Annotated in this window: 5 protein-coding genes; all 5 read right to left on the reverse strand. The window is 67.6% G+C overall.

All coding sequences use genetic code 11. From position 1 onward, the window contains the following. Positions 1 to 25 precede the first annotated feature (25 nt). The gene (locus AC57B8_RS18845; RefSeq protein WP_496480404.1) at positions 26 to 2,263 is read right to left on the reverse strand and encodes a type I secretion system permease/ATPase; all 2,238 of its coding nucleotides are present in this window, start codon (positions 2,261 to 2,263) and stop codon (positions 26 to 28) included. 382 nt (positions 2,264 to 2,645) lie between these two features. Next, positions 2,646 to 3,617 carry an OmpA family protein gene (locus tag AC57B8_RS18850; RefSeq protein WP_496480405.1) on the reverse strand — a complete coding sequence of 324 codons (972 nt, stop codon included), beginning with the start codon at positions 3,615 to 3,617 and terminating at the stop codon, positions 2,646 to 2,648. Between the two features lie 145 nt (positions 3,618 to 3,762). Further along, entirely contained in the window at positions 3,763 to 8,739 is a 4,977-nt protein-coding gene (locus tag AC57B8_RS18855) for an Ig-like domain-containing protein (RefSeq protein ID WP_496480406.1), read from the reverse strand. 91 nt (positions 8,740 to 8,830) lie between these two features. Then, positions 8,831 to 8,980 carry a hypothetical protein gene (locus AC57B8_RS18860; protein ID WP_496480407.1) on the reverse strand — a complete coding sequence of 50 codons (150 nt, stop codon included), beginning with the start codon at positions 8,978 to 8,980 and terminating at the stop codon, positions 8,831 to 8,833. 40 nt (positions 8,981 to 9,020) lie between these two features. Beyond that, positions 9,021 to 15,860: an Ig-like domain-containing protein gene (locus AC57B8_RS18865; protein ID WP_496480408.1), complete on the reverse strand. Its 6,840-nt coding sequence runs from the start codon at positions 15,858 to 15,860 to the stop codon at positions 9,021 to 9,023. Between the last annotated feature and the right edge of the window lie 26 nt (positions 15,861 to 15,886).

A 15,886-nucleotide genomic window follows, 5' to 3' on the forward strand; every position in this document is an offset into this window, starting at 1 on the left:
TCGTTTCCTTGCATCGGGTGCGCGCTCACGCGGGCACCGGTTGTTCGTTCGGTTCATTGCCGGCCGCGCCGCGCAGGCGCGCCAGCACGGCGTCTTTCGGTCCGTCGAGAAACACCTTGCCGTCGCCGTCCATCACGACGATGCGATCGACCAGGTCGAGCACCGACAGCCGGTGCGTGGCCACGACCAGGGTCTGGCCCTGCGTGACGTGCGCCATGCGGCGCAGGAATTCGTGCTCGGTCTGCAGGTCCATCGAGCTGGTGGGCTCGTCCATCAGCAGGATGCGCGGGCGCAGCAGCAGGCAGCGCGCGAGCGCCACCAGCTGGCGCTGCCCACCCGACAGGCCGTGGCCGCCCTCGCCGATGGGCATGTCGTAGCCGCGCGGATGGCGCGCCGCAATCGCGTCGATGCCGGTGATGCGCGCCACGTGCAGAAACTCTTCCGTGGTGGCCGAGGGGTGGCCGATGGTCACGTTGTCGCGCAGCGTGCCGTGGAACAGGCGCGCGTCCTGGCTCAGCAGGCCCACGGCGGCGCGCACGTCGGCCGGGTCGATCTGGCCCACGTCGACGCCGTCGAGCAGCACCTGCCCGGCGCCGGGCTGGTACATCGCGGCCATCACGCGCAGCAGCGTCGACTTGCCGCAACCGATATTGCCCAGGATGGCGATGCGTTCGCCCGCCTTGATCGCCAGGCTCACGTCCTGCAGCACCGGCGGTGCCGGCTGCATGGGCGGCGCGGGGTAGGCAAAGTTGATCTTCTTGAGCGTGACGTGGCCGTTGAACACCGGCTTGGCCAGGTAGCGGCGCTCCGCCACGCGGTCGGCCGGCTTGGCCATCACCTGGTTGAGCGAGGTCAGCGCCGTCTTGGCCTGCTGGTAGCGCACCGCCAGGCCCACCACCGCCGCCAGCGGCGAGGTCGAGCGCCCGGCCAGGATCACCGTGCCGAACAGCGCGCCCATCGTGAACTCGCCCGCATGGATGAGGTAAACGCCCCACACCACCAGCACCACGGTCTGCACCTGCTGGATCAGCGTGACGAGGTTCACCGCCATGCTCGAGAGCTTGCGCGACTTCATCGAACTGGTGGCCGCGAGCGCGCTGAAGTTTTCCCACTTCTGCTGCATCACGCCCTCGCCGCGCGCGGCCTTGAGCGACTCGATGCCTTCGATCGATTCGATGAGCAGGCCCTGCTTGAGCGAACCCTCGCGCAGGTTCTCCTGCATCACCTTGGCCAGCGGCCACTGGATGGCCACGCTGATGAGGATGATGAGCGGAATCGACAGCAGCGGCACCAGCGCCAGCGGCCCGCCGATCATGAAGATGATGCCCACGAACAGCAGGCAGAACGGCAGGTCGGACAGCGTCGAGATCGTGGCCGAGGTCACGAAGTCGCGCACCGACTCGAACTCGCGCAGCTGGTTGGCCGACGAGCCCGACGACTGCGGCTTGTGCTCCATGCGCGTGGACAGCAGCTTGCGAAACAGCATCGAGCCCAGGATCAGGTCGGCCTTCTTGCCCGCCATGTCCACCAGGTGCGAGCGCACGTGGCGCGCGCTGAACTCGAACACCATCGCAAACACCACGCCGATGGCCAGCGACCACAGCGTGACATACGCCTGGTTGGGCACCACGCGGTCGTACACGTTCATCGTGAAGAAGGTGCTCGCCAGCGTGAGGATGTTGATCAGCAGCGCCGCCAGCGCCGCGCTCGCGTAGTAGCGCCGGTAGCGCCACAGCGTGGAAAACAGCCAGTGCCCTTCCGACTCCTCGGCCTCGGGGCCGGCGCGGTCGTCCAACTGCGCGTGCGGCTTGGCCAGCAGCGCGTGGCCGCCGTACAGCGCAGCCATCTCCTGCACGTTGAGCGTCACGGTGCCCGTGCCGGCTTCCGGCAGGATCACGTCGTAGGTGGCCTTGTCGCCCTGGCCGTTGCGGCCAGTGATGACACACGCGCCGCCTTCCTTGCGCAGCGCCACCACGGGGAACAGGTACGAGAGCAAATCGCCCACCTCGCGCTTGACCCAGCCTGCGCCGATGCCCGCCTGCTCCAGGATGCGCACCGCCAGCGTGGGCGACAGGCGCATCTCGCGCGGCAGGCCCGCCTGCAGCGCGGCCTCGCTCAACGTGCGACCGTGGTGCGCGCACAGCCAGTGCACGGCGCGCAGCAGCGTGTCGCGCTCTTCCGCCACCATCGCCATCGGCGACGCCTCGTTGCCGGGGGCTCCCGGTACGCCGGGTACGGCGTCATGCGCGATCACTGCAGCCATGTGGTTCTCTTTTCTCTTCGCCCGTTGGCAGGCCTGTGGCAGCGCGGCGGGGCCGTGGATGCCGGTGGTGTGAAACATCGGGGCAACACCCGTCCCTGCCCCATGGCATCGGACTTTCATGGCATTGCACTGACAAGGAATTCGCAGGGGCCCCGCATGCGCCTCGGCAGCGGGGGATCTCGACGTGGGAACCGCGCGGCAGGCGCCGTTCCCATGCCAAGGACTTTACAAATGGGCCCGTGAACAATCCATCGGACTCGTCCGAAACTGCGGGCCGCATGCACGCCAAAAGGGGCGTTGTCCCTGCCGCTGCGGGCAAGGGGCAACGCCCCGCGGCGCACGCAGCGCCGGAATGCCCGCCGCGCGGTGCGACTTACGCGACTTACTTCACGCCCTGCACCACCACCTCGACACGGCGGTTGGGGGCGTTGCACGCAATGCGGGCGTCGCGCGAGCGGTTGGCCACGCACGACACCACCGTCTCGACGCTGCCCATGCCTTCGGCCGCGATGCGGTCCGCCGGCAGGCCTTCGTCGGCCAGCACGCGGCGCACCGTCTGTGCGCGCTGCTCCGACAGGCGCAGGTTCTCGGGCGCCGAGCCGATCGGATCGGCATGGCCGCGCACTGCGATGCGCGTCACGCCTTCCAGCGAATTCGCGCGGATCTGCGCAGCCACGTCGGCCAGTGCCGTGCGGCCCTTCTGCGTCATCGCGGCGAGGTCGGAGCGGCCGAACGCGAACAGCGTGTCGGTGTTGAGCGTGTAGCGGGCCTTTTCCACCGGCTGCACCGCGGCCACCGGCTCCCGGCAACGCTCGACCGTGCTCGCGCGGCTGATCACGTGGCGCTGTTCGTGCGCGCCCGCCAGCATGCGTTCGGCATCGGCGCGGCGGTAGGGCACGGGCGAGCCCGAGCCGTCCTGTTCCGACACGGCCACGAACACCGTCTTGCCGCCCTCGAGCTCGGCGCGCGTGCGGGGCTGCGACTTGCCTTCGTAGGTGGGCGCATCGCCGAGGTAGGCCTCGACCGAGTGGTTGCCCGGGGCCACGCACAGGCGCGTGAAGCTGTTGGGCAGCAGCGCGGCGTGGAACTCGCCGTTCACGTACACGTGCGCCGCACCGGGGCGCTGGCCGGCGGCCGAGGTGCTGACGGGGCGAAAGAAGATCACCTGGGCCTGGTCGGCCGCTGCAGCGGGCACGGCACGGTAGACCGGCCCCTGGCGGACCGCAGCAGCGCCCTGCTTCTGCGGTTGCTGGGCCTGCGCCGCGGTCGCCGCCAGCACGCCCAGTGCCAGGAGTGCGGCGGCGCGGACGCCGCGGTAGGAGAAAAGAAAAGTCGAAGGAAGCAACGAGGACATGAATGGCTCCGGGTGCCCCGTACGGGGGCACGCATGAAAAATGAATGAGAAAAAAGTGGGACCTCGACGCCACGGCCAGCCAGCAGCGCCTGGCAGCCATCGGCTGCCACGCGCATTCACCGGCCGGGCGACGGGCCCCGTCGGCTTAAAGGATGGTCACGTGGACCTTGTCCTCGACCAGCAACTCGGCCGTGCCGGCCAGGTTGGTGTAGACGTGGTACGTCACGCCGCCCACCGTGGCATTGCTGCCCTGGGTCCAGCCGTCGTCGCCGTGGGTGCCGCCGAGCAGGTCGACTTCGCCATTGGCGCCGTTGACCAGCATCTGCACCTTGCCGTCGGCCACGACCATGTCGTGCGCGCCACCGGCCAGCACGTCGTGCGTGCTCAGCGCCAGCGTGTTGCCGCCCGACCCGAGGTCGAACTTCTCCACGCCCTGCACCTTCGGGCCGAGGGCCGACAAGTCGATGTGCATCGCCTTGCCGTGCATCACCAGGGTGTCGATGCCCAGGCCGCCGTCGATGTGGGCGAAGTCGCCGCTGTGGACGCGGATGACGTCGTCGCCCGCACCGCCATGCACCGTGTCGCCCGTGCCCACCTTCATGAAGGTGTCGTTGCCCGCGCCGCCTGCGAGGCGGTCGGCGAAGCCGAGTTTGGCGATGAACGTCTCGTCGCTTTCGGTGTAGACCTGGGCCGGGCTGTCGATGATGTTGTCGTCCGTCATCTCCACAGGTTCGAAGACACCGAAGGTGCCGGCGGGGTAGGCCCAGAAGTGACTGGTCTTGTTGACGGGGACGGAGACAAAAGCCGTCAGGTTGCCCGCCGCATCTTCGAACGCCACCTTGATCGGGATTCCCGCCGGGATGGGGAGGTCCCGCCACACGCTGGTGATCGTTCCATCCCTGTGGCCCTCGGTGACCTGGAGGTAGTAGTCCTTCTCGATGTTGTTTTCGACGTAGCGAATGACGACCCGAGCCGCGTCCTTGACCCCGGGATTCTCAGCGACTGGAATGTCGAGGGCCCACCAGTACCACAAGTGGGCGTACGACAGATAGATGCCGCCCTGGGCAAGAACCGGCGGTGCCGTATCCACCGTGAACTCGAACGCACCCGAGGGCGCACTCGTGTTGCCCGCCTGGTCCGCCCCCGCCACCGTGATGCTGTGCGCACCTTCGCCCAGCGCCTTGGCCGGCGTGTAGGTCCAGTTGCCCGAGGCGTTGGCCTGCACGCGGTCGATCTCCACGCCGTTGTCGTAGATGATCACGGTGCCGTTCGCATCGGCCTTGCCGCTGAAGGTCGGCTTGGCGTCGTTGGTGGTGGTGCCGCTGGCAATGGCGCCTGTGATGGCCTCCACGTCGTCGATCACCGACACGATGGTCGGCTTGCCCGGCGGCGTGGTGGCCACCGTGAAGCCGAAGGCATCCGACGCCACGCTGGCGTTGCCCGCCTTGTCCACCGCCGTCACCGTGATGGTGTGCACGCCATTGCCCAAGGCCGTTGCCGGTGTCCAGCTCCAGTTGCCCGACGCATCGGCCTGCACCTGCATGAGCTTCACGCCCTTGTCGTAGATGACCACGGTGCTGTTGGCCTCGGCCTTGCCCGTGAAGTCGGGGCGCGCGTCGTCGGTGGTGCCGTTGAGCGCCACCTTGCCCACCACGCTGCCCACGTCGTCCATCACCGACACGATGGTCGGCTTGGTCGGTGCGGTACGGTCGACCGTCAGATCGAACGCAGCGGTCCTGGCGCTTTCGCTGCCGCCCGCCGGCGTCACGCTGGCACGCAGGCTGTGCAGGCCTTCGCCCAGCGGCGTGTCCGGCGTGTAGCTCCAGTTGCCACTCGCGTTGACCACGGCCTGGCCCAGCAAGGTGTTGCCGTCATAGATCTTCACGGTGCCGCCCGCGATGGCCTTGCCCGTCAGCGTCGGGGTGGTGTCGTCGGTGAAGCCGCCGTTTGCAATGGGGCCGGTGATCGCACCCGCATCGTCCATCACCTGGTCGATGCTGATCTGCAGCGTGACCGCCACGCCTTGCTGCACCAGCAGGTCGGCCTTGAAGCCGGAGTGCTGGTACACCTCGTAGACCACGCCGCCGACGGTGACGTTGGCGCCCTTGACCCAATCGCCCGGGTCGGTGCCGTTGGGCAGCACGTCCATCAGCGAGACCTTGTCGCCGGCATTGCCCTTGACCATCATCTGCACGCGGCCGTTGGTCACGAACTGGTTCATGGCGCCGTTTTCCATCACGTCGGCCAGCGACAGGGCGAGCGTGTTGTTGCCCGTGCCGGTGATGTCGATGATTTCCACCGAGCTGACCTTGTGGCCGAGCGCAATCAGGTCCAGCAGCTGGTTGGCGCCGGTCAGCTTGAGCGTGTCGGTACCGCCGTTGCCGGAGATCGCCGAGTCGGCCAGGTGCTTGACGTCGGACACGACGAACTCGTTGTTGCCCGAGCCGCCATGCACGGTGCCCACCGATGCAGCGGTGAGGGTTTGTGATGCCGCGGGGTCCTTCAGTCCTGCGCTGGTCCAGTACTGCGATGCATTGCCGGCCGGGTCGACCATGGCCGCGGAGATGTCGGGCAGAGGCGGGAGGGCGCTCAAGTTGTCGATCCAATGCCCCTCCAGATCGCCGATCGCCGTCACGACGAAATGGCCGATCGTTTTTCCGGCTGGCGCTTCAAAGGAAAACTTCTGCCAGTTGCCAGCTGCCGCCGGGAGAGATCCCAGAAGATTGCCCGACACGTCATAGAACTTGATGTCGCCCGTGCCGTTGTGGCCGTACATGAAGAAGGAGACCGCGCTCTTTCCACTCGAGAACTGATAGCTTGTCGTGAAGTTGGCATTGCTCCCACCAGGCATGAGAACGCGGCCGTCCAGAGTGCCGCCAGTGATCTTCATCTCGGAAGAGGAGGTGATGGTCACATCGCCAGTCGTCAACGACAGCCCCACCGCTCCCGAGGGAAGATCATTGAACTTGATCATCGCGGGATTGGTGATCAACGCCTTTCCTGCCGCAATGTCGGCCGCGGTCAGCGTGTACTCGTAATAGTCGCCGCCCAGTTTCAGGCTGATCTTGTGGCCCGCGGCCACGTTGGCGGCGTTGAACTGCACCTCCAGGTCGGTGCCGACCTGGACCACCTTGGTCGGCGCCACAGGCGCCGCAGCGTCCAGCGCCATCGCCTGCGATTGCACCGCGCCCACGTTGCCGGCGGCGTCCACCACCTGCGTCTGCACCGTCCAGTTGCCTGCGTGGCTGCTGTCGTCCTGCGCACTCCAGGCGATGCCCGAAACGAAGGCCGCCTTCCAGGTCACGCCGCCATCGGTGGAGACCTGCAGGGTCTCGCCCGCACCGAGCGCAGCGGACAGCTTGCCCTGCAGCAGGCGCCCGGCGCTGCCGTCATTGGTCAGGTAGTCGGCTTCGCTGAAGCCGCTGTCCTTGCCAATGACCGAGACCGTGGCCGTCTGCGTCGGCGCCACCGTGTCCACGGTGAAGCCGAACGCATCCGACGTCGCGCTGGTGTTGCCCGCCTTGTCCACGGCCGTCACGGTGATGCTGTGCGCGCCCTGGCTCAGTGCCGTGGCCGGCGTCCAGGTCCAGTCGCCCGAGGCATTGGCCGTCACCTTGGTGAGTTCGACGCCCTTGTCGTAGATGACCACGGTGCTGTTGGCCTCGGCCTTGCCCGAGAGCGCCGGCCGAGTGTCGTTGGTGAACCCGTCCTTGCTCACGTTGCCGGTCACCGGGGCCACGTCGTCGACCACCGACACGATGGTCGGCTTGACCGGTGCCAGCGTGTCCACCGTGAAGCCGAACGCGTCCGACGCCACGCTGGTGTTGCCCGCCTTGTCCACAGCCACCACGGTGATGTTGTGCGCGCCCTGGCTCAGTGCCGTGGCCGGCGTAAAGGTCCAGTCGCCCGAGGCATTGGCCGTCACCTTGGCGAGCTCGACGCCGTTGTCGTAGATGACCACGGTGCTGTTGGCCTCGGCCTTGCCCGAAAGCGCCGGCTTGGTGTCGTTGGTGAACCCGTCCTTGCTCACGTTTCCGGTCACCGGGCCCACGTCATCGACCACCGACACGATCGTCGGCTTGGCCGGCGGCGTCGTGTCCACCACGAAGTTCCAGCTGCCGCTGGCCTCGCTGGTCTGGCCCAGCGGGCTGGTGGAGGTGGCGGTGATGCCGTGCGCGCCATCGGTCAGGCTGGTCGGGGGCGTGAAGCTCCACTTGCCCGAGGCGTCGGCCACGACCTGGCCCAGCAAGGTGCTGCCGTCATAGAACTTGACCGTGTGGTTCGCCTGCGCCGTGCCCGCCAGGGTCGGCCTCGCGTCGTCGGTGGCTTCGCCGGGTTGCAGCATGTGCGGCGTGCCCACATCGTCGAACACGCTCTCGATCACGGGTGCGCTCGGCTTGTCGGTGACGACGTTGACGGTGTAGCGCCCGGTCGGCATGGTCTCGTTGCCGGCAGCATCGCGCTCCACGAGCGTGAAGGTGTTCGGGCCGGCTGCCAGCGGGGTGTCTACCTGGAAAGTCCATTGGCCGTTTTCGCCGATGGTGGCCTGGCCCAGTTCGCGGGTGCCGGCGGCATCCCTGACCATCACGGTGACCGTGTGGCCGGGCACGCCGGTGCTGTAGCCGCTGAGCAGCGGATGCGTGTCGTCGGTGGTGGCACCGGAGGCCACGTTGCCGGTGACGCCGCCCACGTTGTCGGCGACGCCCGTGATGGCCAGTCGGCTGGCGTCGGGCGGGGTCACGTCGATCTCGAAATTGAACGCGGGCGAAGGCGCGCTCTCGTTGCCGGTGCTGTCGCGCGCGACGATGGTGATGGCGTGCAGGCCTTCGAGCAGGTCGGTCGATGGGGTGAAGGTCCAGGTGCCGTCTTCGGCGACTTCGGTGGTGCCGATCTCGGTGCCGTTGTCACGGATGACGATGGTGTCACCGGGCGTGCCCTGGCCGCGGAATTCGGGTTGGCGGTCGTCGGTGACGCCGCCGGGGGCGATGCTGCCCAGGATGTCGCCGGCGTCGTCGGCGGCGCCGCCCACCGAAGGAGGAAGGGGCGCGAAGGTCGATGCGCCTGCGCTCAGGGCGGAGGCGATGTTCGCGTGGGGGGTGACGTTCGTCTGTTCGAATGTCATGGGATTCCTATGCTCTGAAATGGGAAAGGAAGACCGGATCGGCACGCGAAATAAGCGCAGCGCGATCCAGCGTTTTGAGGGGTGACCTACTCTAGAAATCGCCGTCGGGCCGGGCCATCGGACGAATCTGAAAGCCGGGTACGAAGGCGTAGGTCGGTGCCGAAATCGCGCACAAAGTCGTCGACAACGGCACAGGTAAAAAAGAAAAACGCGGCAGCCGCACCGGCAGCTGCCGCGTCATGCGCGGCGCTGTGGTTGCGCCGCGTGACCGACCAGCGGCCTTACAGGATGGTCACGTGGACCTTGTCCTCGACCAGCAGCTCGGCGGTGCCGGCCAGGTTGGTGTAGACGCTGTACGTCACACCGCCCACCGTGGCGTTGCCGCCCTGCGTCCAGCCGTCGTCGCCGCCGAGCAGGTTCACGTCGCCGTTGGCGCCGTTGACCAGCATCTGCACCTTGCCGTCGGCCACAACCATGTCGCGCGCACCGCCGGCCAGCACGTCGTGCGTGCTCAGCGCCAGCGTGTTGCCGCCCGCGCCCAGGTCGAACTTCTCCACGCCCTGCACCTTCAGGCCGAGGGCCGACAGGTCGATGTGCATCGCCTTGCCGTCCATCACCAGGGTGTCGACACCCAGGCCGCCGTCGATGCGTTCGAAGTCGCCGCTGTTGACGCGGATGACGTCGTCGCCCGCACCGCCATGCACCGTGTCGCCCGTGCCCACCTTCGTGAAGGTGTCGTTGCCGGTGCCGCCTTCGAGGCGGTCGGCGAAGCCGAGCCTGGCGATGAGCGCGTCGTCGCTCTCGGTATAGGCTTGGGCTGGGCTGCCAACACCGTTGTCGTCTGCTGCCGCCTCTTCCAGGGAAAGATCAAAGGTGGAAGCGGGGTAGAAAGTATCCCCCTGCGTGTAAGAGATGGTGACGAATTTCGTCATGTTGCCCTGCGCATCGGCATAAGCAAACTCGACAGGGGTCCCATCGAGTAGCCAACGCAACTCCTGGGAGTTATCCAGGAAGCTAAGGCTGTCGATATCTTCCGACGTCAGTTCAAAGTAATGAATTTTTCCCCTGAACTTGACTACGGCGAAGTCTCCTACGGCAAGATTATTTTCCGGGCGGAAATAGGTGTAGAACTGCATTCCGCCTCCCATACCATCCACGCCATAAAACGCATAAACGCCACTTGGCGATCCAAGCGACGGTGACAGCGTGTCCACCGTGAGGTCGAACGAACCAGACTGCGCGCTTGCGTTGCCCGCCTTGTCCATCCCTGCCACCGTGATGCTGTGCGCCCCTTCAGCCAACGCCGTGGCCGGCGTGTACGTCCAGTCGCCCGATGCATTGGCCTGCACACGGTCGATCTCCACGGTCTTGTCGTAGATGGCCACGGTGCTGTTCGCTTCAGCCTTGCCACTGAAGGTCGGCGTGGCGTCGTTGGTGGCGGCGCCACTGGTGATAGCGCCCGTCATGGCCTCCACGTCGTCGATCACCGACACGATGGTTGGCGCTGTCGGTGGCGTCGTGTCCACCGTGAACCCGAACGCCGCCGAAGGCACGCTGGAAACACCCGCCTTGTTGATCACGATCGCGCTGATGCTGTGGCCGCCGTCGGCCAGCGGGGTGGCCGGCGTGTACGTCCAGTTGCCCGACGCATCAGACTGCAAGCGCGTCACCTCCACGCCGTTGTTGAAGACGATGACGGTGCTGTTGGCCTCGGCCTTGCCCGTGACCAGGGGCAGGGAATCGTCGGTGAAGTCGCCGCTGTACAGGTCGCCCTGCTCGCCGCCCACGTTGTCGTACACCGACACGATGGTCGGCTTGGGCGGCGGCGTGGTGGACACCGTGAAGCCGAAGGCATCCGACGGCGCGCTCGCGTTGCCCGCCTGGTCGACGGCCTTCACGGTGATGGTGTGCACGCCGTTGTTCAGCGCCGTCGTCGGCGTCCAGGTCCAGTTGCCCGACGCATCGACAGGCACGCGCTTGACCTCCACACCCTTGTCATAGATGACCACAGTGCTGTTGGGCTCGGCCTTGCCCGCGAAGTCGGGGCGCGGGTCGTCGATGACGCCGTTCAGCGTCACCTCGCCCTGGATGCTGCCCACGTCGTCGACCACCGACACGATGGTCGGCTTGGCCGGCGGCGTCGCGTCGACGGTGAAGTCGAACGCGGCCGAGGGCACGCTCACGTTGCCTGCGGCGTCCGTAGCGGTCACGGTCACGTTGTGCGCGCCGTGGCCCAGCGCCGTGGCCGGCGTGAAGCTCCAGTCGCCCGCGGCGTTGGCCGTGGTCTCGCCCAGCAGGGTGGCGCCGTCGTAGACCTTCACGGTCGCGTTGGCTTCGGCCTTGCCCTTGAACTGCGGCCGGGTGTCGTCGGTGACGCCGCCCTGCACCACGTTGGTGGTAAGGCTGCCCACGTCGTCGAGCACCGCCACGATGGTCGGCGCGCCCGGCGCGGTGAAGTCGACGGTGAAGTCGAACACCGCCGTCTTCGCGCTCTCGCCGTGCGCCGCCGTGGTCACGGTGGCGCTCAGTTCGTACGCGCCTTCGCGCAGCGCGGTGGATGGTGTGAAACTCCAGTCGCCGTTGGCGTCGGCCACGACCGAGCCCAGCACGGTGGTGCCGTCGTACACCTTCACGGTGCCGCCCGGGGTGGCCTTGCCGTGCAGGGTCGGGGTGGCGTCGTCGGTGACGCCGCCCTTGGCGATCTCGCCGAGGATGTCACCGGCGTTGTCGGTCGCGCCGGCGATGCTGACGGTCGCGGGTTGCACATCGACGGTGAAGTCGATGGCCGCGCCCGGCTGGCCCACGTTGCCGGCCACGTCGGTCACGGCGTTGCTGAAGCTGTGCGCGCCCGGCGCCAGCGGCGTTTCGGGCGTGAAGCTCCAGTCGCCCGTGGCGTTGGCCTGCACCTTGCCGATTTCCTTGCCGTCGTCATAGATGGTGACGGTGGCGTTCGGCTCGGTCTTGCCCGCATAGGTCGGGGTGTCGTCGTCGGTCACGGTGCCGCTGGTGATCGGCCCCTTGATCTCGCCGGCGTCGTCGCTCAGCGTCGCGACCGAAGCCGCGGGCGGCGTGTAGTCGGTGGTCAGCACGAACTCGGCCGAAGGCGTGCTCGTGTTGCCGGCCTTGTCGGTGGCGCTGACGGTGAACTTGTGTTCGCCCTCTGCCAGCGGCGTGGTGGGCGTGTACACCCAGTTGCCGTTGGCGTCGGCCACGACCGTGCCCAGCTTGGCGCCGTTGTCGTTGATGGTCACGGTGCTGCCGGCTTCGGCCTTGCCCGAGAGCGTGGGCGACGGGTCGTCCGTCACGCCGCCGTTGACCAATGCACCCTGCTTGGCGCCCACGTCGTCTGCCGCCGCATCGATGCTCGGCGCCATCGGGGGCACGGTGTCCACGGTGAAGCCGAAGACCGAGGTCGGCGTGCCCGTGTTGCCCGCCAGGTCGGTGGCGGTGGCGGTGATGGCGTGCGCGCCCTGGCCCAGGTCGACCGTGGGCGTGAAGGTCCACGAACCGTCGGCCTTGACCACGGTCTGGCCCAGCAGGGTCGAACCGTCGTACACCTTCACGGTGCTGCCGGCCTTGCCCGTGCCCTGGATTTCAGGGCGCGTGTCGTCGGTCGTGCCGTTGAGCACGATGCCGCCCTTGATGGCACCCTGGTCGTCCACCAGCGCGCTGATCTCCAACGTGCCAGGGATGATGTCCACGATCAGGTTCAACGGAGCGCTTTGACCGCTCGAGTTGCCCGCGGGGTCCACCACCTCGGTGGTGAGCGCATGCGAACCGTTCGCCAGCGGCGTGGTCGGCGTGAACGTCCAGTCGCCGTTGGCGTCGACCAGCGCGCTGCCCAGCAGCGTGCCGTTGTCGTAGACCTTCACGGTCGCGCCCGGCTCGGCCTTGCCGTTGAAGGTGGGCTTGGTGTCGTCGGTGGTGTCGCCATTGGCGAGCGGCCCCGTCTTGGCACCCACGTCGTCCAGCACCTCGAGACCCGTCACCGGGCCCGGAGGCGCGGTGTCGACCACGAAGTTCCAGATGCCGGTGGCGTCGCTGGTCTGGCCCACGGAGTTCGTGGCCGTCGCGGTGATATCGTGCGGGCCGTCGGCCAGCGCGGTCTCGGGCGTGAAGCTCCACTTGCCCGACGCATCGGCCACGACCTGGCCCAGCAGCGTGGCGCCGTCGTAGACCTTGATGGTGTTGCCGGCCTGCGCCGTGCCGATGATGGTCGGCTTGGCGTCGTCGGTGACTTCGCCCTTTTGCAGCATGTGCACCACGCCCACGTCGTCCTGCACGTTCTGGATCACGGGCACGCTCGGCGGCACGCTGTCCAGGATCACGGTGTACGAAGCGCTCGGCGCGGTCTGGTTGCCCGCCGGGTCCATTTCGATCGCGGTGAACTCGTTGCTGCCTTCCAGCAGCGGCGTGCTCACTTGCAGCGTCCACTTGCCGTCGGCGCCCACGGTCGCGCGGCCCAGCTCACGGCTGCCCGTGCTGTCCTTGACCGTCACGATGATGGTGTCGCCGGCCGTGCCGGTGCCGCTGATGACCGGACGGCTGTCGTCGGTCGTCGCGCCCGAGGCCACGTTGCCCGTGATGCCGCCCACGTCGTCTTCCACGCCCGTGATGGCCAGCTTGCTGGCGTCCGGCGGCGTGTAGTCGGTGGTCACCACGAACTCGGCCGAAGGCGCGCTCGTGTTGCCCGCCTTGTCGGTGGCGGTGACGGTGAACTTGTGTTCGCCTTCCGGCAGCGGCGTGGTGGGCGTGAAGCTCCACTTACCTTCGGCATCGGCCGTGACCTGGCCGAGCACGGCGCCGTTGTCCTTGATGACCACGGTGCTGCCCGCTTCGGCCTTGCCGGTCAGTGTCGGGGACGGGTCGTCCGTCACGCCGCCGCTGACCAGCGGCTCCTGCTTGGCGCCCACGTCGTCCGTGACCGATTCGATGGTCGGTGCGGTCGGTGCGACGGAGTCCACCGTGAAGTTGAACGCCTGGGTCGGCTGGCTCGTGTTGCCCGCCTTGTCGGTGGCCGTGGCGGTGATGGCATGCGCGCCTTCACCCAGGTCGACCGTGGGCGTGAAGCTCCACGAGTTGTCGGCCTTGACCACGGTCTCGCCCAGCAGCGTGGCGCCGTCGTACACCTTGATGGTGCTGCCGGCCTTGCCCGTGCCCTGGATCTCGGGACGCTTGTCGTCGGTCGTGCCGTTGGCGGCAATGGCGCCCGTCACGGTGCCCTGATCGTCCACCAGCTTGCTGATCGAGACTTCCACCTTCTTGGTGTCCACGTTGATGTCCAGCGCCGGACCCTTGCCGCTGGAGTTGCCAGCGGGGTCGACGACCTCGGTGCTCAGCGAGTGCGCACCGTCGCCCAGCGGTTCGGTGGGCGTGATGCTCCAGTTGCCGTTTTCGTCAGCCACGGCTTCACCGATTTTCTTGTCGCCGTCGTACAGGTTCACGGTCGCGCCCGGTTCGGCCTTGCCCTTGAACTCGGGTTTGTTGTCATCGGTGGTGTCACCGCTCTTGAGCGGACCTTGCACCGCACCCACGTCGTCCAGTGCTTCCTGGCCCGTGACCGGGACCGGAGGCACGGTGTCGACCACGAAGTTCCAGATGCCGGTGGGCTTGCTGGTCTGGCCCACGGGGTTGGTGGCCGTCGCGGTGATGTTGTGCGCGCCGTCGGCCAGGTTCGTGCCTGGCGTGAAGCTCCACTTGCCGCCAGCGTCGGCCACGACCTCGCCGATCTGGGTGCCGTTGTCGTAGATCTTGACGGTGGTGCCGGCTTGCGCCGTGCCGATGATGGTTGGCTTGGCGTCGTCGGTGACGTCGCCCTTTTGCAGCATGCCCGTCTTCGGGCCTGCATCGTCCTGCACGTTCTGGATCACCGGCTCGCTCGGCGGCACGCTGTCCAGGATCACGGTGTAGGGCGCGCTCGGCACGGTCGCATTGCCCGCCGGATCGACCTCGATCGCGGTGAACTCGTTGCTGCCTTCCAGCAGCGGCGTGGTCAGCTGCAGCGCCCACTTGCCGTCGGCGCCCACGGTCGCTTCGCCCAGCTTGTGGGTGCCCGTGCTGTCCTTGACCATCACGACGATGGTGTCGCCGGCCGTGCCGGTGCCGCTGATGACCGGGCGGCTGTCGTCCGTCGTCGAACCCGAAGCGACGTTGCCCTGCACGCCGCCCACGTCATCGGCCACGCCGGTGATGGCCAGCTTGCTGGCGTCAGGTGGCGTGTAGTCGGTGGTCACCACGAACTCGGCCGAAGGCACGCTCGTGTTGCCGGCCTTGTCGGTGGCGGTGACGGTGAACTTGTGTTCGCCCTCTGCCAGTGGCGTGGTGGGCGTGTACACCCAGTTGCCGTTGGCATCGGCCACGGCCGTGCCCAGCTTGGCGTTGTTGTCGTACACGGTCACGGTGCTGCCCGCTTCGGCCTTGCCCGACAGCGTCGGGGACGGGTCGTCCGTCACGCCGCCGTTGACCAATGCACCTTGCTTGGCGCCCACGTCGTCTGCCGCGGCGTCGATGCTCGGCGCGGCCGGTGGCACGGTGTCCACCGTGAAGTTGAACGCCTGGGTCGGCCCGCTCGGGTTGCCGGCCTTGTCGGTGGCCGTGGCCGTGATGGCGTGCGCGCCCTGGCCCAGATCGGCCGTGGGCGTGAAGGTCCACGAACCGTCGGCCTTGACCACGGTTTCGCCCAGCAGGGTCGCGCCGTCGTACACCTTCACGGTGCTGCCGGCCTTGCCCGTGCCCTGGATCTCGGGGCGTGCATCGTCGGTGATGCCATTGGTTGCGATGGGACCCTTCACGGTGCCCTGGTCGTCCACCAGCGTGCTGATCCGCAGCTCACCAGGGATGGTGTCCACGATCAGGTTCAGCGGATCGCTGTGGCCACTCGAGTTGCCCGCCGGGTCCACCACCTCGGTGGTGAGCGCGTGCGAACCGTTCGCCAGCGGCGTGGGGGGCGTGAAGCTCCAGTCGCCATTGCCGTCGACCAGCGCGCTGCCCAGCAGCGTGCCGTTGTCGTACACGTTCACGGTCGCGCCCGGCTCGGCCTTGCCCTTGAACTCGGGCTTGTTGTCGTCGGTGGTGTCGCCGTTCTTCAGCGGCCCCTGCACGGCGCCCTCGTCGTCCAGCACTTCCAGTGCCCGTCACCGGGCCCGCA

It is taken from the genome of Variovorax sp. BGA-UO-ETr-C22 (assembly GCF_059567965.1).

Coding starts and splice junctions, on each gene's coding strand:
- AC57B8_RS18845 (WP_496480404.1), bottom strand. CDS start 2,263: ATGGCTGCAGTGATCGCGCATGACGCCGTACCCGGCGTACCGGGAGCC.
- AC57B8_RS18850 (WP_496480405.1), bottom strand. CDS start 3,617: ATGTCCTCGTTGCTTCCTTCGACTTTTCTTTTCTCCTACCGCGGCGTC.
- AC57B8_RS18855 (WP_496480406.1), bottom strand. CDS start 8,739: ATGACATTCGAACAGACGAACGTCACCCCCCACGCGAACATCGCCTCC.
- AC57B8_RS18860 (WP_496480407.1), bottom strand. CDS start 8,980: ATGACGCGGCAGCTGCCGGTGCGGCTGCCGCGTTTTTCTTTTTTACCT.